Genomic DNA, 20042 nt, shown 5'->3' with positions numbered 1-20042 from the left:
CCAGGTCAGCCGGATCGTGGCCGTTACCCGACGGCGGCCGGGGCGAATGTCGAGCGCTCGAAACGGCCGGCCGGTGCGAACTTCGCCAGCAACTCGCCCGCGTCCGCCCCGGTGACCTCGGTGATGTAGGCGGCGGCGTCGGTGGGTGAGTCGATGGGCAGGAACGGCTGTGGACGGTGCAGCAGGCCGACCAGGGCCGAGGCGAACTTCGGGTCGACGGCGGCGGTGGCGAAGAACTGGCCGCCGATGTCGCCGAATTCGGGGTCGCTGAGGAACAGCCTGGTCACCTTGGCGGCGGCGTCGCTGCGGGCGGCGAGGAACGCGGCGTACTGGTCGGTGATCCACTGCTCGTCGAACGGTCCGTCGTGCACAGCGGCGGCCGCGACCAAGCGCTGCGCTTGGATCAGCCCGCTCTGCGCGCCCTGGCCCGCGACCGGGTCGTAGGCGACCGCGGTGTCACCGAGGGCGGCGACCAGATGGCCGCCCGCCGTGCGTCCCACCCCGGCCCGCACGACCGGTCGGACCGCGCCCTTGAGCCACGAGTGCGGGTCTTCGGGGATCACCTGGGTGGCCTGCACTTCCGGCAGGTCCCAGTCGATGTAGTCGCGGTAGAGGTCCTTCACGATCTGCAGCGCCGATTCGGCGGAATCGGCGGCGGCGAAACGGGTTTCCCAATCGCTGCCGGGGCGAGCCCAGCCCAGGAACGCCCAGCTCGGGCCCGCGTCCTTGTGCAGGTACGGCCCCCACCACGCCTCGCCCTGTTCGGCCAGAATGGAGAACAGGCTGTGCGCGCCGCCCGCCGGGCTGCGGTGCGCGAACACCCCGGAGTCGAAGCCGAGGCCCGTGACCGTGACCGTGAGCAGCGAGCGCTGCGGCTTGTCGTAGACAGTGCGCTCTTCGTCGATCGGGAACAGATCGGCCAGTCCGCCGCGGCCGGTGGCGACGAGGGTGAGCTCGTTGGCGGCGGCGATGGCGTCGAGGGATTCGACAGTGACCGGTTCGACGACGAAATCGCCGCCACGTTCGATGAAGGTGGTGAGCCGTTCGTCGGCCTTGAGGCGGGTGTCGACGGCGACGCCGACGTAACCGTCGAAGGTGCCGTCGAAGGCGATCAGTTCGGCGTTCTCCGGTCCGGCGATGCGCACGCTGAGCCCGGTGTGGCGGGGTGCGCGACCGGTGTAGCTGTCGAGTCCGAGCGCGGCCTCGGCCTGCTGGGTCTCGCCGAATTCCAGGGCGGTGCCGGTGGCGGGTACGTCGTTACGGAGAGAGCGTTGATCTCGGTCGCTGTAGAGGCTGACGGTGAAACCGGCGTCGAGAAGTCCTAGCGCCGCAGTGACGCCGGCTTGGCCGGCGCCGATTACCGCGGCCGAACGAATGGAGCGGGAAACGGGAGTCTGCGATGTCATACCGAAATGGTGCGCTTACGTTCGCTCGATGATGAGTGTTGCAATCAGCGGGAATCGATCCGAATATTCTGTGCCGCAAAGTATTTGGACAATCGACCGGCACGCGCCGATCGCGCCGGGACGGCCGGTCCCGGCGCTGATCGGCGGAGACGGGAGGTCAGCTGGCGGGTGCCTCCACGGATTCGGGTCGCGACTCCGAGTGCGGCAGCACGGTGGAACGGGGGCCGCCGAGTCGATATCCGGTCCCACGATGTTCCGGCGGGAGCCGATCACCGGCCCCGAACAGGGCGTTGCGCAAGGTGCCCGGCTCGTATTCGGTGCGGTAGACCCCACGTTCGGTCAACACCGGAACGACATGGCGAACAATGTCTTCAAATGTCCCCGGCGTGATCGCGTAGGCGAGGTTGAACCCGTCGAGGTCGGTGTCGGCGACCCACTCCTGCAGCAGGTCGGCGACCGTTTCGCCGGATCCGGTGAACACCGGGCCCATCCCGCCGATACCCGCCCAGCGTCCGATATCGCGCACCGTCCACTCGCGGCCGTCGTCGTCGAATTCCTGGAACGCCGCGACCGCCGACTGGATGGCGTTGCTCTGCACGTCGCCGATCGGGTCGTCGAGGTCGTACCGCGACAAATCGATTCCCATCCAGCCGGACATGAACACGAGCCCGCCTTCGATGCTCGCGTAGGACAGGTATTCCTCGCGTTTGGCCCGCGCCGCCTCGTCGGTCTCGTCGGTGATGATGGTGGCCAGCGCGTAGATCCTGGCCGCGTACCGGTCACGTCCTGCCGCCTCTAGCGCGTCGCGCACACGTGAAACGGTCTGCGCCAGCACTCGTTTCGACGGACCGGCGATGAAGATCGCCTCGGCGTTCTCAGCCGCGAACCGTACGCCGCGCGGTGAGGCGCCCGCCTGATAGATCACCGGCGTCCGTTGCGGTGACGGTTCGGAAACGTGGATCCCCGGCACCGTGTAGTGCTTGCCGTAATGGCCGATGTGGTGCACCTTCGCCGGATCGGTGTAGATGCCGCGTTCGGCATCGCGCACCACCGCGTCGTCCTCCCACGAACCCTCCCAGAGCTTGTAGAGCACCTCGAGATATTCGTCGGCCTGGTTGTAGCGTTCGTCGTGGTCGAGTTGATCGTCGGCGCCGAAATTCCTTGCCGCGGAAGGTAGGTACCCGGTCACCACATTCCAGCCGAGCCTGCCGTTGGTGAGGTGATCGAGGGTGGACAGACGACGGGCGAACGGAAACGGATGCTCGAAACCGGTACCGGTGGTGATCCCGAAACCGAGGTGCTCGGTCACCGCCGCCATCGCCGATACCAGCAGCAGCGGATCGGCGACCGGTGTCTGCGCGCCCTGGCGCAGCGCGGCGATGTCGTTGCCGCCGTACACGTCATAGGTGCCGAGGACGTCGGCGATGAAGATCCCGTCGAAGCGCCCGCGCTCGAGAAGTTTCGCCAGCTCGGTCCAGTAGCTGATGTCGGTGTAGCGGTGCGACTGGTCCTCGGGATGCCGCCACAGCCCCGGCGACTGGTGGGCGACGCAGGTCATGTCGAAGGCGTTGAACCGGATCGGCCTGCTCATCGCGATGCCGCCTCGGGACGCACCGTGCTCGAATTCGCCGGCTCCGAATTCACGGAAGCCGTTGTGCCGGTCTTCCGCTCGCCCGCGCTCCAGCCGAACGGCAACTCGGTGCCGTTGAGCAGGTAGTCGCCGACCGCACGGGCTTTGAAGATGGCGGGATTGTGCACCGAGATGGTGCGGGCATTGCGCCAATGCCGATCAAGGCGAAGCTGTTCGGACACGATCGAGGCCCCACCGAGTTCGAACAACTGGGTGGTGGCGGCGAGCACGATGTCGATCACCCCGAGTTGTGCCTGCGCGGCGGCCAATTCGGCTGCCACGAGATCACGCTCGTCCTTCGCCCCGGCGTCGAGCACCCGGTCGAGCACATCCGCCACCGCGAGAACCGCCGCGCGCGCGGTGAACGCCGCGGCCGACAGCTTGCCGATCACCTGCTGGACGAGCGGGTCTTCGCGCGGCAGATCGGCGGAGCCATGGGTGTAGGTGCGGGTGCGCGCGCTCACCCATTCCCTGGCGTCGCGTTCGGCGCGCGCGGCGATCCCCGCGAGCACCGCGAGCTGCACCAGTTGCAGATAGGCGGTGCCGTAGGTGGGGCCCGCGACACCGTAGCCGGGGCCGAGGACACGGTCTTCGGCAACGACGACATCGGTGAACTCGGTGGTGCCGCTCGCGGTGAGCCGCTGCCCGAAACCGTCCCAGTCGTCGTGTTGCACAACCCCCTCGGCCTTCGCGTCGACCAGTACGCCGAGCCGCTCACCGTCGCTGTCGGCCGCGACGAGGATGTGATCGGCGAACAGCGATCCGGTGCTGTAGTACTTCACGCCGTTGAGCAGCAGCCGGTCACCGTCGCGGGTCAGCCGGGTGCGATACCGGTCGACCGCGCCGACCCCCGGCTCGGTGATCGCGTTGCCGACGAGCGTGCCCGCCGCCACCGCCCGCAACCACCGCTCCCGCTCCGGCCCCGCCTCCGCCAGGATCTGATCCTCGACGAACGACCAGTGCACCCGCAGTGCCTGCGGCAGATTCGACTCGGCTGCGGCCAGGTCGATGAGCAGCCGGAACAGCTGACGCACGCTTACGCCGTACCCACCGAACTCGACCGGCACCCGCAACGCCCCGAATTTGGCCTCCTTCAGCCAGCCCACCTCGTCGAACGGCAGCCGCCGGTCGACCTCCCGCTCGACCGCGCCGGTGGCGATCCGGTCGAAGATCGGGGCGAAGATGGCGTCCAGCTCGGAATCGGTGGTCGATGGCGCGGCGGTGGAAGTCATCCACCCACGATCGCGCAGGGGGATGCCGGATTCACGGGTTGCGCGCAGCGCGATCACAACGGACGCGCGCAGGCGGCACCGCTGAGAGCGTTGACGTGCGCGGTCGCTGCGGACAAGATCTATCATTGACGACGAAGTGTCTGCGTGGACGAAGTGAGAGGCAAGCATGTCGACACCCGACGACGACTTGAGCGCGATCTTTCGCCGGTACCTGAGTTCGGTTGTGCTGCACGCTCAGGCGGGCGCGAAGGCAGTCGATCTGCACGCGACAGACCTGTACGCGCTGAACATCCTCGCACTCAACGGCGCGATGACACCGGGCGAGCTCGGCACCCGCACCGGACTCACCACCGGCCCGACCACCCGTCTCGTCGACCGCCTCGAGCAGGCCGGGTACGTACGCCGTGCCGCCGACCCGGGCGACCGGCGCAAGGTCATCGTCGAACCGATCGATCAGCCCGCCGAGCTCGACAAGGTGCTGGCCCCCGCTCGGCGTCGGATCGGCGAGATCATCGCGAGCTACACCCCGCAGCAGCGCGAAGTGCTCTTCGATTATTTCGAGCGCGCGGCCGTGGCCTACCAGGATTCCGTGGCCGACCTCCGTGACTGAGCTTCACGGGGTTCCGGGGACGACCAGTCCGGATTCGTAAGCGAGAACGACCAATTGGGCTCGGTCGCGAGCGTGGAGCTTGGTCATCGCTCGGTTGATGTGGGTTTTCGCGGTGTGCGGACTGATCACCATGTGGAGGGCGATCTCGTCGTTGGACATGCCCTGCGCGACGAGAACGACCGCCTCGCGTTCGCGGGTGGTCAGTTCGTCCAGGGCGGCGCCGGGGCTCGGTGTGCGGGGCTGGGTGACGTAGCGGTGGATCAGTCGGCGGGTGATCGAGGGCGCGAGCAGTGCATCGCCACGGGCGGCTACGCGGATGGCGTGGAGGAAGTCCTCCGGTTCGATGTCCTTGACGAGAAAGCCCGCGGCGCCGGCTCGCAGCGCGTCGAAGACGTATTCATCGAGCCCGTAATTGGTCAGGATGACGACGTGAACGCCGGACAGTGCCGGATCGGCGGCGATGCGGCGGGTGGCCTCGATGCCGTTCACCACCGGCATCTGGATATCGATGAGAGCGATGTCGGGCAGATGCGTTCGGGCCAGCTCGACACCTTCGCGGCCGTCGGCGGCTTCGGCGACCACCTCGATGTCGTCCTCGATGTCGAGGAGCGCGCGGAAGCCGCTGCGAATGAGGGGTTGGTCGTCGACCAGCAGAACGCGAATCATGTCCTGTCCACCGGCAATTCGGCATGCACGGCGAAGCCGCCGTGGGTTCGTGGCGCGGCGTGGAGGTGGCCGCCGAGCGCGGTGACACGTTCGCGCATACCGAGCAGTCCGACGCCGGGAACCGGTGCCGCTGTGTGTTTCGCGCTGCCGTCGTCTTCGATATCGACGACGAGACTGTCTGGGCGGTAATCGATGCGGACCGTAGCGGTCGTCGCGGCGGCGTGGCGGGCGACGTTGGTGAGTGACTCCTGCACGATCCGGTAGACGGTCCGGTCGACCGCGACGGGCAAGTTCTGCCGCGTACCCTCGACCGTGAGCGTCGCGTCCAAGCCCGTGATGCGGACGCGCTCCACCAGATCGGGGACGTGGGCGAGGCCGGGGCGCGGCGAGGTGTCGTCGTCGCGCTTCCAAGGTCACGCGCAGCTCGCGGGCGGCCTCGCGACCGGCTTCGCGGATGGCCAACAGTGCCTCCGGGACCTCTTCGCCCCGCTTGCGCGCCACGTGGACCGCGGCTTCGGATTGCACCTTGATCACCGAGATCTGGTGGGTGAGTGAATCGTGCAGCTCGCGCGCGATGTGCAGGCGCTCCTCGTCGGCCCGCCGTCGCGCGGTCTCCTCTCTGGTGCGTTCGGCCTCGTCGGCTCGCCGCTCGGCTTGGCGTAGCGCTTCACCGGCGGCGCCCGCCGCGATGAGCCAGGCGATCTCGAGGGTGTCGCGAGCGCGGGCGAGCGCTTGGGTGGTGTCGTGCAGGGCGGCCAGCGCCGCGAGTGGAAGGGCGGCGAGCGCTGCCACCGAGACCAGCACGGTGACCGTCCGATGGCCCGCGCGGACCGCGAAATACACCGCGAACAAGAAGGCGACTGCGGGCACATCGACGCCGAGTGCCTGGTAGCCCAGCGCGCACAGTCCGGTCACGACCAGCACCGCCACCGGCGCCCGGCGTTGCGCGACAAGCGCCAGCCCGCCCGCGACCAGCAACGCGTAGCCGAGCCAGTCGAGATCGGTAGGTGAGTGCTGGCGGCTCAGCCCGGTGACCAGAAGCACCGCGGCCACGCCGACGGCGATCACCCAGTCGACGGTTCGGCCCATGCGGAAACCCTAGCCCGCTCGCGGTCGTGGCGAATCCCGCTCACGGGTGATCCACCGACTACTGCGGACGCGGTATCCGCGCAGCTCCTGCCGCATTCGCGGTAGTCCATACCGCACCCGGGTCACCTCGAATTGTCCACAGCCGCACGATGACCGAGCGACCGCTCCTCGCCGACGATGGAACCCATCCCTAACGGAACCGGCGCCATCATCGAGCGACCGGCTACGCACGACGAGGAGCAACCCCATGTCCGTCCGCCCGCTCACCGCAGCCGCCGTCACCGCGGCGACCACGCTCGCCGACTCTCACGGCCTGACGACTGACCGCCTCATCGCGACTTCGGCCGCGTTCCTCGGCCTGGCCGCCGTGATCGTGGGTGGTTGGGCAATGGTGCGCACCGGGAATCCCGCCCGATCGTTCATCGCGATCGGTGCGGGCGCGGTCGCGGCCGTCGTCGGGACGATCGGCTTCGCGACCGCGGACGGCGGTCCGGGCACCGGAAACGGCATCGTCGGCGCGGCGATCGCGATTTTCCTCGGTCTGTCCGCCATCGCACTCGGCACCCGTGCCCGCACCCACCGCTGATCAGCCGGCGTCAGGTCAGTGTCCGCGGGCGATCCAATCCGCGAGCGCTGGCCGCTCCGTGCCGATGGTGGTTGTGTCGCCATGGCCGGTGTGGACCGTCGTTTCCTCCGGGAGCGTGAGCAACCGGTCACGGATCGAATCGATGATCGTGTCGAAGTCGGAGAACGAGCGGCCGGTGGCGCCGGGGCCGCCCGCGAACAGGGTGTCGCCGGTGAACAGGGCAGCGAGATCGGGGACGTGCAGGGAGACCGAGCCGGGGGAGTGGCCGGGGGTGTGCAGGATGTCGATGTCGATGCCCGCCACCGTGATTCGCGCGGTGTCCGCCAAGGAGCGGTAGTCGGCATTCGGGTGGGTCATGCGCCAGAGCGGTTCGTCGCCGGGGTGGAGGAGGACCGGCGCGTCGAGGCGCCCGGCCAGTTCCGGGGCGACGGTCACATGGTCGTTGTGGCCGTGCGTGCACAGGATGGCGGTGACCTGACGGTTGCCGACCGCGGCGGCGATGGCGTCGGCGTCGTGGGCGGCGTCGATGACGAGCACCTCGTTGTCGTCACCGATGAGCCAGACATTGTTGTCGACATCCCACGTACCACCGTCGAGCTCGAAAGTGCCCGAGGTGACGACTCTTTCGATGCGGGTCACCAGACCACCACCGAACGCAGCACCTGGCCCTGAGCCATCGCGGCGAATGCCTGCTCGACCCCGTCGATGTCGATCCGTTCGGTGACGAACCGGTCCAGCGGCAGTCGGCCCTGGCGGTAGAGGTCGATGAGCATCGGGAAGTCGCGCTCGGGCAGGCAGTCGCCGTACCAGGAGGATTTCAGCGCGCCGCCGTGCGAGAACAAGTCGATGAGCGGCATCTCCAGCTTCATATCGGGAGTCGGTACACCGACGAGCACGACCGTGCCCGCCAGGTCGCGCCCGTAGAACGCCTGCTGCCAGGTTTCCGGTCGGCCGACCGCGTCGATCACCACATCGGCGCCGAAACCGTCGGTGAGTTCCTTGATCCGCTCGACCACGTCCTCGCTGGTCGCGTCGATGGTGTGCGTGGCACCGAAGTCTCGAGCCCAGTCCAGCTTTCGCTGATCACGGTCGATCGCGATGATCGTGCCCGCACCGGCGAGGCGCGCACCGGCGATGGCCGCGTCACCCACACCACCACAGCCGATCACCGCGACGCTGTCGCCGCGCGAGACATTGCCGGTGTTCATGGCGGCGCCGATCCCGGCCATCACGCCACAGCCGAGCAGACCCGCTACGGCCGGGTCGGTCTCGGAATCGACCTTGGTGCACTGCTTTTCGTGCACGAGGGTCTTGTCGGCGAACGCGCCCACCCCGAGGGCGGGGGTGAGCGGGGTGCCGTCGGTGAGCGTCATCGGGACGCTGGCGTTGTGGGTGTCGAAGCAGTACCAGGGGCGTCCGCGCCGACACGCTCGGCATTCACCGCAGACCGCGCGCCAGTTGAGGACGACGAAGTCACCCTCGGCCACGTGGGTCACGGCCGCGCCCACGGTCTCGACCACACCGGCAGCTTCGTGACCGAGCAGGAACGGGAACTCGTCGTTGATCCCGCCGTCGCGATAGTGCAGGTCGGTGTGGCACACACCGCAGGCCTGGACGCGGACGACCACATCGTGGGGTCCCGGATCGGGAATCACGATGTCGACGGTTTCGACGGGCGCATCCTTCGCGCGGGCTATGACTGCGCGGACGGTGTCTGGCATGCGGACCTCCTCTTGGTTGACGTATCGACGCCAACGCTAGCGGGGCCGCGCGTCCGATCAGTTCGGGATGGGTGGGATCTCGCCCGTCGGCGGGCCGAGTTCTTCCTTGACGTGGTGCTCGACGAGCAACGGAACATAGTCGCGGATGTGCACCTTGCCGAACGCGTCGTACACGTTGTGGACGATGTCTTCGAGTTCGGCGGGCGCGATGGTCGGGTACCGAATGATCAACCGCTCGATGACCTCGTCGAGTTGGCGGTTCTCGTGAGTAGTCATATTCCAGGGTTACCCGGAGACGAGGTCGATCAACGGGTAGGTATCTACTTTTCGTCGAAAACCAGATCGGTCGGCGGGTGGGTGAGGCGGACTGTCGCACTGTCGATCACGGTGATCGCGTCGAGGCCGGTGGTGGAGTGTCCGGTGGAGAGGATGAAGTATCGGTCGGCTGCCTGGGCGAGGAAGGCGGGGAAACCGTCCAGCGACAGGTCGCCGTCGCCGAGTGCGAGATAGTCGGCGAGGCGTCGGAACAGTTTCGGGAGCAGGACGACGTCGTCGGTCAGCGAAGTCGGCGCGGTCAGCGCGGCGCCGGAGGTTGTCGCGTCGGCGGGCCAGACGCCGAGCCCGGCCGTGGCGGCGGCGACCGCGACGGCGGCGAACTCCTCGCGCAAGGCGGGAAACAGGCTGCGGTAGAACGTGGGATAGGCGAGGCCGGTCGCCAGCTGATGGTGGTTGAGAGTGAGTCGCAGCAGCGCGACGTCGACGAAGGTCTCACTGCCGGAGGCGCCGGGTGCGGGCCCTCGCCCGGCGAACGCGACGCATCGCCCGTGCAGGTCGGCGCCGCGGGTCAGGACGAAACCGGGCACGTCGGCCTGGTCTGTGCTGGTCACCGTCTCGTTCGCGTTGCGCACCACGCCGGTGAACCCCAACCACGCCAGCAATTCCTCGGCGGCGGCATGGGCCAGCGGCAGCGGCTGATGCACACGGGTGCCGTGCCGGGGCGTGTAGTGCGTTTCGAGCGAATCGATGCCGTCCAGGCGCAACTGCGCGGCCCCCGAGGCGTTGCGCTTGACTCGATGCGGACCGCCGACGCGGTCCCACAGGGCGAGGTCATCGGGTCGGAATCGCACCGAATCACCATCGGGCTGTGCGCCTTTGGCGACGAATACTCCGGAGATCAGCAGAAACGGCATCGCGCGTCCTTACGCTCGTCCTGTTCGCCGACCCGGCGGGCGTGGGAAACCGCGTGGGGCGGCAGGGATCTCGACCACGCTGTCGAACAGACACCCAGTCTGGGCACAGTTGTCGCACAGGGCAATACGCATCGGCGATGGTCCGGTGCTGTTCATCCGACCGTCATCACTGTTCCGCTCGCGCAGGACATAGACGCTGTCGATGGTGGTGATCGACGCCGCGTCTTGGACGCGGTGGCACCGGGTGGGCACGGTGGAGGGTGACCTGACCAGAGGAGACACCTGATGAATGCGGCTCGCCCGACAGTTCGTGGCCCCCGCGCGGCAGTGCTCGCGCTCGCGGTCCTCGCGGTGGGCATCGGCGCCTGCTCCGCCGATCCGGGGACCCCGGAAACCGCCGCTACCGCACCACCGGCCTCGACGGCGCCGGACGGGCCCACCGCCGCACCGCAGACCAGGCAGCTCGACCATGCACTCGACGACGACCTCTACGACGCGGCAGTCGCGGATGACCCCGCGCGGGTCCGCGACCTGATCGCCCGCGGCGCCGACATGGAGACGCGTGGCGACAACGGGCGCACACCACTGGTCGCCGCCACCAAGAACAAGGCGAGCGCGGCGGCGGTGGCGCTGATCGAGGCGGGCGCCGACGTGAACGCCGTGGACGACCTCCAGGACTCCGCCTACCTGTACGCCGGCGCCGAGGGCCTCGACGAGATCCTCGCCGCGACCCTGCGCCACGGCGCGGACCTGCGCAATGTGAACCGCTACGGCGGAACGGCGCTCATCCCGGCGAGCGAGCACGCGCATGTGAGCACCGTGCGGATGTTGATCGCCGCGGGCGTCGACGTCAATCATGTGAACACACCGCAGTGGACCGCACTGCAGGAGGCGATCGTCTACGGCGACGGCTCGCAGCCCTACCAGGAAACCGTCACCGCGCTGCTCGCCGCGGGTGCCGATCCGCAGATCCGCGACGCCGACGGCCGCACCGCGCTACAGAACGCCGAACGCCTCGATCAAGACGCGATTGTCGCCTTGCTGCGCTGAAACCGCACCGCTGTCTCGGGCACCGTGCCGTCGCGGGCAGCTCACCGCACGTTCTCGCGCAGCAGTTCGGCGAAAGCCGTCGCGGCGGCGCTGCGGTGGGTTTCCGCTGCGCGCAGCAAGGTGACGGTTCGCCGAGGCATGCTGGGCTGCAACGGGATTCGAGCCAGCCGCAAGTGGGTGTCGGTGACCGCCTCGGGCAGGATCGTCACCAGGTTCGTGTCGGATACCGCCTCGAGTAGTGCCTGAATCGAGTTGACCTCCAAGATTATTCGTGGCGAGACGCCGTGCATGTGGAGGTAGCTGTCGATGTGATGGCGGGTCGCGAAGGACGAATTGAGCAAGGCCAGATCGTGGCCGACCAGATCACCGGGTGTGATGGTCTCCGGTAGGTCGGGGTGCGCGGCGATGCCCAACACGGCGGCCAGGGCCTCCTCGTACAGCGCCTCGGCCACGATGCCGGGCAGACGCGGCGGATCGAAGGCGATACCGAGATCGATGTGGTCGTCGAGTAGCTCCGACTCGATGGCGTCTTGGGAGGACTCGCCGAACTCGACAGTGATCCCCGGATAGCGCGCCCGGAATCGCGCGATGAGCGGGCCGACCAGATACGGCGTGAAGGTGGGGGTCGCGGCGAAGCGGAGCACGCCGCGACTGAGATCGGTGACGTCGTGCACGGACCGCTGGGCCGCGGCGACCTCGTCGACGGCTCGGCGGGCATGCGCGAGGTAGGCCGCGCCCGCGTCGGTGAGCCGCACACTGCGCCCGGCCCGGTCGAGCAACACCGCCCCCACGGCGCGCTCGAGCTGCTTGATCTGATGCGACAGCGTCGGCTGCGACACGTGCAGTTCCTCGGCGGCCCGGGTGAAATTCCCGTGTTCGGCGACGGCGGCCAGATAGCGCAGGTGCCGGAGTTCTGGCGTCACCGCCAGAGAATACGCGCGATGGCCGGCTTCATCGTGGACCTCCGACAGCTATCCTCGCCCCATGGCCGCGGACTCGTTGTTCCTGCATCCCGCGATCGGTCGACCCACGGGCAAGGTCGGATACTTCGCCGATCGGCGAGGCTTCGACCGATTCGCCGCCGCCTACGTGGCCGGCATGGCGCTGCTGCCGAAACCCGATGCGATGGCCGCGATCTCGACCTCCTTCGGACCGGTCCGCGCGTATCGATTCGGACCCGGCGGTGACATTCCCGTCGTGCTCCTGTCCGGGCGCCAGGCCTCGACACCGATGTGGAGGTCGAACCTCGCGAGTCTGGCGGAGCGGCGCACGGTGTGGTCGGTCGACAGCATCGGCGAGCCGGGCGCGAGCACCCAGCGCCGCGAGCTGACCGACGGGGCCGACCAGGCGGCCTGGATAGCGGAAACGATCGCGGGACTTGGTGTTCCGCGTGCCCATCTGCTCGGCGTGAGCATCGGCGCGAACCTCGCCGTGCAGACCGCGCTGCACCGACCCGAGTGCACGGCCTCGATCACCCTGCTCGACCCGGCCAATACCTTCGCGTCGTTGAGCTGGAAGATGATCGTCGTCTCGCTCGGCAGCGCGATCCCGATGATGCCCGCGAGTCTGCGCAACAAGCTGCTGAGCTGGATCTCCGGTGGCGTCCCGGTCGACGAGTCGGTGCCGGAAGGTCGGCTGATCGCCTCCGGAATGAAGGACTATCGGGGTGCGCAGCCGTTGCTGGCGCGCCCGACCGAGGACCAGTTGCGCGCGATCACAGTGCCGACCCTCGCCCTGTTCGCGGGCCGCAGCATCGTCCACGACTCGGCGAAGGCCGCCGCCACGGCCCGCCTGATCCCCGGCGCGCAGGTGGAGGTCTGGCCGGACGCCTCGCACGCGATCAACGGTGAATACCCCGAGCGGATCGCCCGGCGATTCGCCGAATTCACCGCGGGATTCTGACGGTCAGTTCGCGCCGCGCTCGATGGAGCGGGTGGGCTTGCTGTCCGGTCCGATCCGCGTCAGTACCGCGCTGATCACCAGACACCCGCTTTCGACGACATCGGCCAGCGGCTGGCGGTATTCGTCGAGCACCCACTTCTGGGCGATGATCACGATGGCGCCGACCAGTCCGAACAGCACCGTACGCACATTGACGGCGGGATGGGTTGCCAGGTCGACGTGCGGGGTGACCAGGGCCATGCAGATGTCGACCAAGGCGTCGAGAACGCCGTAGTAGGCCCGGTCGACCGCGGGGCTCACACCGAGGATCTCGAAGAACGCGATCCGGGGAACCCGCGGGTCGTCGAGGATGAGCTGGAAGTACGCGGTCAGGCCGACGCGCACCTGAGTATCCACATCGGCGTAGGGATCACTGAGCCCGGTATGGATCGCCTCGATCATTCTCGCGGCCGTCTCGCGATACACCTCGAGCAGCAGATCTTCACTATCGGTGAAAGATTCGTAGAAGTACCGTTTGCCGACGCCGGCCGCAGCGCAGATCGTGGTGACCGTCGTGTTGCGGTAGCCGTCGACGCCGAAGGCCTCGGTGGCCGCTTCGATCAGCCGAGCGCGGCGATCCTGTTGACGTTGCCCCGGTGCGGCGCCGCGGTAGCGGCGACCGTCGTCGTGTTCGGACACAGTCACAGTGTCAATTGTTTCAGGCGGCCGCGGCGGGGTGCGCGCGGGCGCTTGATCGTGGATCGCCCAGAACATGTTCTTGCGATCGAACGTGACCCACGCTACGTTACTTCCCGGTACGGGAACGTTGTGGTTCCCGATGGTGGAGGGCTGAACCGAAGCATGATCAAACAACGTGGGCGACTAGCCGCGCTGATCGCATCCGTCGTCGTCTTTGCGGGGGCCGTCGCATCCGCGCCGCTCGGGCAAGCATCGCCGAACGCCGAGGGTCTCGACGCGCAGTTCGTCGCCACCCACAACGGGCCGCAGCAGTACCCCAACGTCTTCATCGAGTGGGACGTGCCGATCACGATGAGTGACGGCACCGTATTGAAAGCCAACGTCTATCACCCGGCCGGTGCGGACGGTCAGCCCGTCGCGGAGCCGACGCCCACCATCGTCAACATGACGCCCTACACCAAGCTGGTCTCCAACCTCGCCGACTCGGCGCTCGCGGTGCCCGGCCTGTCGGACCTGCTGATGCCGGTGTTGCAGAACCTGGACTTCTCGCCGTTCGGTTTCAGCAGCCTCAGCGACATCATGCACGCGCTGCCCGGCGGCGCGGCGCGCACCTTCGGCGTCGACCGGAACCTGATCCGCGGCGGTTACACCCAGGTGGTCGTCGACGTGCGCGGCACCGGTTTCTCGCAGGGCACCTGGCAGGTGTTCGGTGAACGCGAGCAAATCGACGGTGTGGAAGTAGTCGACTGGGCGGCGAAACAGCGCTGGTCCGACGGCAAGATCGGAATGAGCGGCATCTCCTACTCGGGGATCAACCAGCTCCAGACCGCGCAGCGGCATCCCGAGGCGCTCAAGGCGATCTTCCCGGTCGTGCCGGGCAGCGACCTGATCCGCGATGTCGCGGCCCCCGGTGGTGCGCTCGGGATCGGGTTCATCCCGGCCTGGCTGCTCGCCGTCGACGGTGCGAAACTGCTGCCCGACCTGATGTCGATGCTGAACGGGAAATTCGACTGGGTCTGGCTGCGCGACAGGGTGACTGATCCGTTCACCTTCTTCAACGTCCTCATCGCCGCGCTGACCACCCCGAACATCGACCAGATCCCGCCGGAGATGGCCTCGATCCTCGACGACGAGAGCCCGCTGCGGACCGCATGGGTCGGCGCGCCCGAACAGGTGCAGGTGCCGACCTTCCTCTACGGCGGCTGGCACGACATCTTCACCTACTCCACCCCGCGCATCTACAACGCGGTGAACGTGCCCGCCGAGCAGAAGAAGCTCGTCATGGACGACGTCTACCACGTGACGGTGAGCTCGGGCCTCGGTCAGCCGGGTGCGCCCGCGCCGCTGGAATCGTTGCAGCGCGCGTGGTTCGACAAGTGGCTCAAGGGAATCGACAACGGCATCGATCGCTACGACCCGGTCACCTTGTGGCAGCAGGGAAGTAAGCAGTGGACCACCGACGTCGCCTTCCCTCGGCCCGGCATGCAGCACCGGCGGCTGTACCTCGACGCGGCCTCCTCCGGCACCGCGCCGGGCGCTCGCCACGACGGCAGCCTGCGCACCGCTCCCGGTGCCGCACAGCGGCTCTCGGTGGATCCGAGTCTGACCACCATCTGCTCACGTGATGCCGCACAGGGTACGGCCGGACTGATTCCGCTCCCCGACGTCTGCTCGAAGGACGCCCGGATCAGTGAAGGGGCCGCGCTCACCTTCACCACGGCGCCGGTCTCGCAGCCGACGAGGATCTCCGGGTCGATCGCCGCGCACCTGAACACCGTGCTCGACGCCACCGACGGCTACTGGACGGTGACGGTGAATGATGTAGCGCCCGACGGTACTTCGACGGTCTGGTCGCAGGGCCAGCTGACGGCGTCGTTGCGCACGGTCGACGAGCCCAAGGCGACCCGCTCACCGAACGGCGACTACACCGACCCGTATCCGTACCTCACCCTGGATACCCGTCAGCCGATCGTGCCCGGCGAGCCGACGACGATCGACATCGGCGTCCGCGCCACCGACGGCGTCCTGCTCCCCGGCCACCGCCTGCGCGTCGACGTCTTCGCGAGCAACTTCCCCAGCGGAATCCCGCTGCGCCCGTTGCTGAACGAAAGCGGCCTACGCACCCAGCACCTCGAGCTGGATCCGTCCCGCCCGAGCTGGATCAACGTCCCCCTGGACACCGATCCCGGCTGGTGACATCCGGTTGACCCCGCCTCCGACTGCGCGACGGATCCTCGATCGCGCGGCCTCGAGGCGGGGTTCGCCGTTTATCCTGCGCGCAGTTGCTCGCCGATCAGCCTGCGGTCGCATGTACATCGGGCACGCGAGTGGCATCCGCGCCCGCGGCCGCAGCCAGGTGGGCGAAGGTCGCGGCATCACGCACCGCCGCGCCGCCGTGGTCGTTGTTGAAATAGACGTAGCTGTCGGCGTCGGGTGACCAGGTGTCGAGCAGCCGATGCGCCCAGCCGCTCAATGCCTGCTTGCCGTAGGACGGCAGGGGAGTGGCTCGGCCGGCGTGCAGACGTAGATAGGCCCAGTCGGTGGTCCGCCACAGCGGTGCGACCGGCCGGGAATCGCGGTCCGCCCAGGTCAGCGCGGCGCCACGGGATTGTAGGACGGCGCGGGTCTCGTCCGTCCACCACGATTCGTGGCGCGGTTCCACCGCCACTCGTACCGAGTCGGGGAAGCAGCGCAGACAGTTGTCGAGCAGATCAGGGTCCGCGCGCAGGGTCGGTGGCAGCTGGAGCAGGATCGGACCGAGCCGCTCGCCCAGCCCCTCGGCCCTGTCGAGCAGGCGCCGCACCGGTTCGGCCGGATCCCGCAATCGCTTGATGTGGGTCAGGTAGCGGCTCGCCTTCACCGCCATCACGAAGCCCTCGGGCGTGCGCTCCCGCCACGCGGCGAAGTTCTCCAGGCTCGGCAGCCGATAGAACGCGCTGTTCGACTCCACCGTCGCGAACTCCTGCGCATAGTGTTCGAGCCACCGCCGCACTGGCAGTCCCTGCGGGTAGAGCACGCCGCGCCAGTCGCGGTACTGCCAGCCGGACGTCCCGACGTGCATGGTCATTCGCGCCTGCCTCCCTCCGGAGCGCGGGTCAGATCTCCGAGCGCAACAGGGGCGCGAGTTCGCTGCTGTAGAAATCGAGGAACGCGTCCATATCGGGTCCCGCGTTCATCAGCACCACATGATCGAAGCCCGCGTCGGCGGCCTTGCGTACCGCCTCGACGTAGCGTTTCGGATCATTGCCGCAGACAAAGGATTCGAGCATGTCGTCGACTCGCACGGTGCTCGAGGCGGCAGCGAAGTTCGCCGGATTGGGCAGCTCGCTCATCACCTTCCAGCCCCCGGTCGACCACCGGTTCGTCGACAGCGCGGCTTCGGCGCCCTCGCGATCGGTCTCGGCGAAGGCGACACCCACTTCGACATAGCGCGGCCCCGAGCCTCCGTGCTGCTGAAAGGTCTGCACGAGTTCGGGATCCGGCTCGGTGGCGAACAGTCCGTCGCCGAGTTCTGCGGCGATCTTCGCCGCGCTGGGCCCACCCGCGGCCACCGCGATAACCGGCAGCGTCTCCGGCAGATCGAACACCCGCGCGTCCGACAGCTCCAGAAACTCGCCGTAGTAGCTGCGGTAACCGCCGCGCCACAGCAATCGGATGATCTCGAGCGCCTCACGCAACATCCGCTGCCGGATCGCCACCGCTGGAAACTCATGGCCGACAACGTGTTCGTTGAGCCGCTCGCCCGAACCGATTCCCAGGGTGAACCGCCCGTCGGACACCAGCGCCGTGGTGGCGGCGGCCTGAGCGATGATCGCCGGGTGATAGCGGATGATCGGGCAGGTCACGCCGGTAGCCAGCCCGATCTGCTCGGTGCGGGCCGCGATCGTTCCCAGTACGGTCCACGCGAACGGTGAGTGGCCTTGATTATCGAGCCACGGGTGGAAGTGGTCGCTCATCTCGACGAAATCGAAACCGGCCGCTTCGGCCCGAACTGCCTGTCGAACAAGCTCTTTCGGGCCGAATGCCTCGGCCGCCAACTTGAATCCGAGCTGCATGGCGCACCTTTCGCAGTGGGGTCAGCTGCGGCCGAGAGCGTTGGCCAATTCCTGCTTGTTCATCTTGGAGCGGCCGTCGATATTGCGGCGGCGGGCTTCCTCGTAGAGCTGATCGCGGGTCTTGCCGCTGCCCTGGCTCCGTTGACCGCCCGACCCCTTCGTCTCGCCGTGCTGGGCGCGAGTCTTGTTCACCGTCCGCGCGGCGATCTCCTCGGAGCGTTTCTCGCTGCGGCCACGCTCGCGCTCCGATTTCTTGATGTCCTTGTACTGCCGTTCGCGCTTGTCGCTCCACGCTTGCTGGGGCATAACCTGCTCCTCCTCCGATCGGGATGTCGACTCTGATGGCCGCCTACCCGCGGATCGGCCGAGGAAACAGGAGTCCACAGCAATGCTGTGGCAATCCGTGCCTGGCACACTGATCCGGTGGGCGCACCGAGCAGGATGGCGAACCGCGGGTGGCGGTGGATCCGCAGCGCGCCCGGCACCTACCTGTGGCTGACCGCTCTCGCCGTGACGACGGTGATCATCGATCTCCTGCCACCGGAGGAAGCCAGGGTGTGGCTCGATCACCGGTCGACGAACCTGCACCACCTCGGCCAAGACCCCGTGCGCGTGCTGATCACCAGCGCGTTCTGGACCGATGGCAGCGGATGGCTCGCCTACGCGGTGCTGTTCACGCTCTTTCACGCCAATGCCGAACGCTGGCTCGGCACCCTGCGCTGGCTCGTGGTCGTGGTGCTCGCGCACGTGGGCGCCACCTATCTCAGCCAGGGCGTGGTGCTGTGGGCGATCCGTAGCGAGGACGCGCCCGAACGGGCGATGTACATCCTCGATGTGGGCGTGAGCTACGGGTTGGCCGGTGTCGCCGCGGTGCTCGCCTACCGGTTCGTGACGCCGTGGCGCTGGGTGTACGTGCTCGCGGTGCTCGCGGTGGTGGTTCCGCCGATCTTCCTCAACCGCACGTTCACCGATATCGGGCACGCGAGCGCGGCCGCCATCGGGTTCGCCTGCTACCCGCTGACGCGACGTCGCGGACGCCGGTGGGATCCGGGCGTACTGCTGAAGCGAAGGTTCGCCGCCGAGCGCTGATTGCTTGCTAGTAGCTGTTCAAGTCTATTTCCGTGTTCTGCTCAGGCCATCCGTCAGGGACTGGCGATCGCTGCGAGCCCCGTGCTCATTAGGGTGGGCTGGTGATCTTGCTGGCGATAGGTGTGGTTCTGCTCGGTGTGTTCGCGCTGTGCTTCCGTCAGGAGCGGCGCCGATTCAGCAATGGAGTGGTGCTGCTGCTCGGAATTCTGTGTGTGGGCGCCGCGCTGATCGGTTCGGGCGCCGAAGGAGCTGCCGTCGGAACTCTGGTCTTCTTCGCGCTCGCGATGTCGCCGCTGCTGGTGCTGACCCTGGCCGGGCTGTTGATGGTCAACGGCGTGGTGATGTTGCGCCGCGAGGGCGTGCGCCTGGCGAACCTGCTCTCCCTCGGTCTCGGCCTCGCGCTGCTGGTTCCGTATGTGCTGCTGCTGATGGCGGTGATCGCCGAGGGAACGGTGTTCGGGGTGTTGCTGCTGGCGGTAGTGCTCGTCGCCGCCTATCTCGGATTCGTGCTGGTCGCTTTCCTGTTCTATTCGGTCGTCTACGGCTGGGTGACCCGCACCGACGATGCCGTCGCGATCGTCGTGCACGGCTCCGGCCTGCTCGGTGACCGGGTCCCACCGTTGCTGGCGAGCAGGCTCGACCGCGCGCTGGGTATCTGGCGCGCCGCGCGCGGCCCGGCACCGCTGCTGGTCACCAGCGGTGGCAAGGGTTCCGACGAGAAGGTCGCCGAAAGTACCGCGATGGCCGCCTACCTGGTCGAGCACGGTGTGCGCGACGACGAGATCCTGCGGGAGGATCGCTCGACGACTACCCGTGAGAACCTCCTGTTCAGCCGGGAACTGCTCGCCCGACACGGGATCGAGAGTCGCATCCTGCTGGTCACCAGCAATTTCCATGTCCTGCGGACCGCCTTGCTCGCCCGCTCGGTCGGGCTCGACGCCCAGGCCGTCGGCGCTCCGACGGCGCGCTATTACCTACCCAGCGCCGTCTTGCGCGAATACGTCGGGATTCTGGTCCGGTACAAGGTCCTCAACGCCGTGATGTGCGCGTTGTTGGTGGCCGCGCCGGTCGCGCTGGCGATCTTCGGTGAAGCCGCATGACAAATTTAGGTGTTACGTAAAGTTATGGATAGTTGTAT

21 protein-coding genes and 1 pseudogene are annotated in these 20042 nt (G+C 67.8%); 7 read left to right on the top strand and 15 right to left on the bottom strand.

Translation table 11 applies throughout. The features are described from left to right. Window positions 1–23: 23 nt before the first annotated feature. The 3 genes from IBJ82_RS26060 to IBJ82_RS26050 form a co-directional block, all read right to left on the bottom strand. Entirely contained in the window at window positions 24–1406 is a 1383-nt protein-coding gene (locus IBJ82_RS26060) for a styrene monooxygenase/indole monooxygenase family protein (RefSeq protein ID WP_194828623.1), read from the bottom strand. A 157-nt stretch (window positions 1407–1563) separates the two neighbouring features. Continuing rightward, window positions 1564–2997: an LLM class flavin-dependent oxidoreductase gene (locus IBJ82_RS26055; RefSeq protein WP_194828622.1), complete on the bottom strand. Its 1434-nt coding sequence runs from the start codon at window positions 2995–2997 to the stop codon at window positions 1564–1566. Further along, complete coding sequence (locus IBJ82_RS26050; protein WP_194828621.1) at window positions 2994–4268, bottom strand: acyl-CoA dehydrogenase family protein; 1275 nt, start codon at window positions 4266–4268, stop codon at window positions 2994–2996. The genes IBJ82_RS26055 and IBJ82_RS26050 overlap by 4 nt, the downstream gene beginning before the upstream one ends. A 166-nt stretch (window positions 4269–4434) precedes the next feature. On the opposite strand from IBJ82_RS26050, the gene IBJ82_RS26045 reads away from it, so the two are divergent. Further along, window positions 4435–4878, top strand: a complete 444-nt coding sequence (locus IBJ82_RS26045) for a MarR family winged helix-turn-helix transcriptional regulator (RefSeq protein WP_194828620.1) — start codon at window positions 4435–4437, stop codon at window positions 4876–4878. 3 nt (window positions 4879–4881) lie between these two features. Here IBJ82_RS26045 and IBJ82_RS26040 read toward each other — a convergent pair whose 3' ends face one another. The 3 genes and pseudogenes from IBJ82_RS26040 to IBJ82_RS34835 all read right to left on the bottom strand — a co-directional run. Next, window positions 4882–5544: a response regulator transcription factor gene (locus IBJ82_RS26040; protein WP_194828619.1), complete on the bottom strand. Its 663-nt coding sequence runs from the start codon at window positions 5542–5544 to the stop codon at window positions 4882–4884. Then, window positions 5541–5798 carry an ATP-binding protein gene (locus tag IBJ82_RS35485; RefSeq protein ID WP_370585494.1) on the bottom strand — a complete coding sequence of 86 codons (258 nt, stop codon included), beginning with the start codon at window positions 5796–5798 and terminating at the stop codon, window positions 5541–5543. Before IBJ82_RS35485 ends, IBJ82_RS26040 begins: the two co-directional genes overlap by 4 nt. Before the next feature lie 202 nt (window positions 5799–6000). Continuing rightward, window positions 6001–6633, bottom strand: a pseudogene (locus tag IBJ82_RS34835) (histidine kinase dimerization/phosphoacceptor domain-containing protein); the annotation flags it as partial. A 247-nt stretch (window positions 6634–6880) separates the two neighbouring features. On the opposite strand from IBJ82_RS34835, the gene IBJ82_RS26030 reads away from it, so the two are divergent. Further along, a complete protein-coding gene (locus IBJ82_RS26030) occupies window positions 6881–7219 on the top strand; it encodes a DUF6223 family protein (RefSeq protein WP_194828618.1) in 339 nt (112 codons plus the stop codon). A 15-nt stretch (window positions 7220–7234) separates the two neighbouring features. Here the strand turns inward: IBJ82_RS26030 and IBJ82_RS26025 are convergent, their stop codons facing one another. Genes IBJ82_RS26025 through IBJ82_RS26010 form a run of 4 tightly spaced genes read right to left on the bottom strand, consistent with a single transcriptional unit; the run spans window position 7235 to window position 10130 of the window. After that, window positions 7235–7861: an MBL fold metallo-hydrolase gene (locus IBJ82_RS26025; protein WP_194828774.1), complete on the bottom strand. Its 627-nt coding sequence runs from the start codon at window positions 7859–7861 to the stop codon at window positions 7235–7237. Next, window positions 7855–8940, bottom strand: a complete 1086-nt coding sequence (locus IBJ82_RS26020; protein WP_194828617.1) for an S-(hydroxymethyl)mycothiol dehydrogenase — start codon at window positions 8938–8940, stop codon at window positions 7855–7857. The genes IBJ82_RS26025 and IBJ82_RS26020 overlap by 7 nt, the downstream gene beginning before the upstream one ends. A 57-nt stretch (window positions 8941–8997) precedes the next feature. Beyond that, on the bottom strand, window positions 8998–9216 hold the full coding sequence (locus tag IBJ82_RS26015; protein ID WP_194828616.1) for a three-helix bundle dimerization domain-containing protein: 219 nt from the start codon (window positions 9214–9216) through the stop codon (window positions 8998–9000). Between the two features lie 44 nt (window positions 9217–9260). Beyond that, window positions 9261–10130, bottom strand: coding sequence for a nuclease (locus IBJ82_RS26010; RefSeq protein ID WP_194828615.1), 870 nt, complete (start codon window positions 10128–10130; stop codon window positions 9261–9263). 285 nt (window positions 10131–10415) lie between these two features. Between IBJ82_RS26010 and IBJ82_RS26005 the strand changes: the two genes are divergently transcribed. After that, entirely contained in the window at window positions 10416–11180 is a 765-nt protein-coding gene (locus IBJ82_RS26005) for an ankyrin repeat domain-containing protein (RefSeq protein WP_194828614.1), read from the top strand. Between the two features lie 41 nt (window positions 11181–11221). Here IBJ82_RS26005 and cynR read toward each other — a convergent pair whose 3' ends face one another. Further along, a complete protein-coding gene (gene cynR, locus IBJ82_RS26000; RefSeq protein ID WP_194828613.1) occupies window positions 11222–12103 on the bottom strand; it encodes a transcriptional regulator CynR in 882 nt (293 codons plus the stop codon). Between the two features lie 61 nt (window positions 12104–12164). On the opposite strand from cynR, the gene IBJ82_RS25995 reads away from it, so the two are divergent. Further along, the gene (locus tag IBJ82_RS25995) at window positions 12165–13082 is read left to right on the top strand and encodes an alpha/beta fold hydrolase (protein ID WP_194828612.1); all 918 of its coding nucleotides are present in this window, start codon (window positions 12165–12167) and stop codon (window positions 13080–13082) included. A gap of 3 nt (window positions 13083–13085) precedes the next feature. Here the strand turns inward: IBJ82_RS25995 and IBJ82_RS25990 are convergent, their stop codons facing one another. Continuing rightward, complete coding sequence (locus IBJ82_RS25990; protein WP_194828611.1) at window positions 13086–13766, bottom strand: TetR/AcrR family transcriptional regulator; 681 nt, start codon at window positions 13764–13766, stop codon at window positions 13086–13088. Window positions 13767–13922: 156 nt separating this feature from the next. Here IBJ82_RS25990 and IBJ82_RS25985 point away from each other — a divergent pair, with 156 nt between their 5' ends. Then, the gene (locus tag IBJ82_RS25985; protein WP_194828610.1) at window positions 13923–15956 is read left to right on the top strand and encodes a CocE/NonD family hydrolase; all 2034 of its coding nucleotides are present in this window, start codon (window positions 13923–13925) and stop codon (window positions 15954–15956) included. A 97-nt stretch (window positions 15957–16053) separates the two neighbouring features. Here IBJ82_RS25985 and IBJ82_RS25980 read toward each other — a convergent pair whose 3' ends face one another. The 3 genes from IBJ82_RS25980 to IBJ82_RS25970 are packed head-to-tail and all read right to left on the bottom strand — an operon-like array spanning window position 16054 to window position 18121. Beyond that, window positions 16054–16827, bottom strand: a complete 774-nt coding sequence (locus IBJ82_RS25980) for a DUF72 domain-containing protein (RefSeq protein WP_194828609.1) — start codon at window positions 16825–16827, stop codon at window positions 16054–16056. Window positions 16828–16855: 28 nt separating this feature from the next. Next, window positions 16856–17815, bottom strand: coding sequence for a TIGR03557 family F420-dependent LLM class oxidoreductase (locus IBJ82_RS25975; protein ID WP_194828608.1), 960 nt, complete (start codon window positions 17813–17815; stop codon window positions 16856–16858). A 21-nt stretch (window positions 17816–17836) separates the two neighbouring features. Next, on the bottom strand, window positions 17837–18121 hold the full coding sequence (locus IBJ82_RS25970; protein WP_194828607.1) for a plasmid stabilization protein: 285 nt from the start codon (window positions 18119–18121) through the stop codon (window positions 17837–17839). A gap of 87 nt (window positions 18122–18208) precedes the next feature. Here IBJ82_RS25970 and IBJ82_RS25965 point away from each other — a divergent pair, with 87 nt between their 5' ends. Next, window positions 18209–18904, top strand: coding sequence for a rhomboid-like protein (locus IBJ82_RS25965; protein ID WP_370585483.1), 696 nt, complete (start codon window positions 18209–18211; stop codon window positions 18902–18904). Window positions 18905–19005: 101 nt separating this feature from the next. After that, a complete protein-coding gene (locus IBJ82_RS25960) occupies window positions 19006–20004 on the top strand; it encodes a YdcF family protein (RefSeq protein WP_194828606.1) in 999 nt (332 codons plus the stop codon). Window positions 20005–20042 lie beyond the last annotated feature (38 nt).

It is taken from the genome of Nocardia sp. XZ_19_231 (genome assembly GCF_015355705.1).
GTDB lineage: Bacteria > Actinomycetota > Actinomycetes > Mycobacteriales > Mycobacteriaceae > Nocardia > Nocardia salmonicida.
This window is presented reverse-complemented; position numbering and strand designations above follow the sequence as displayed.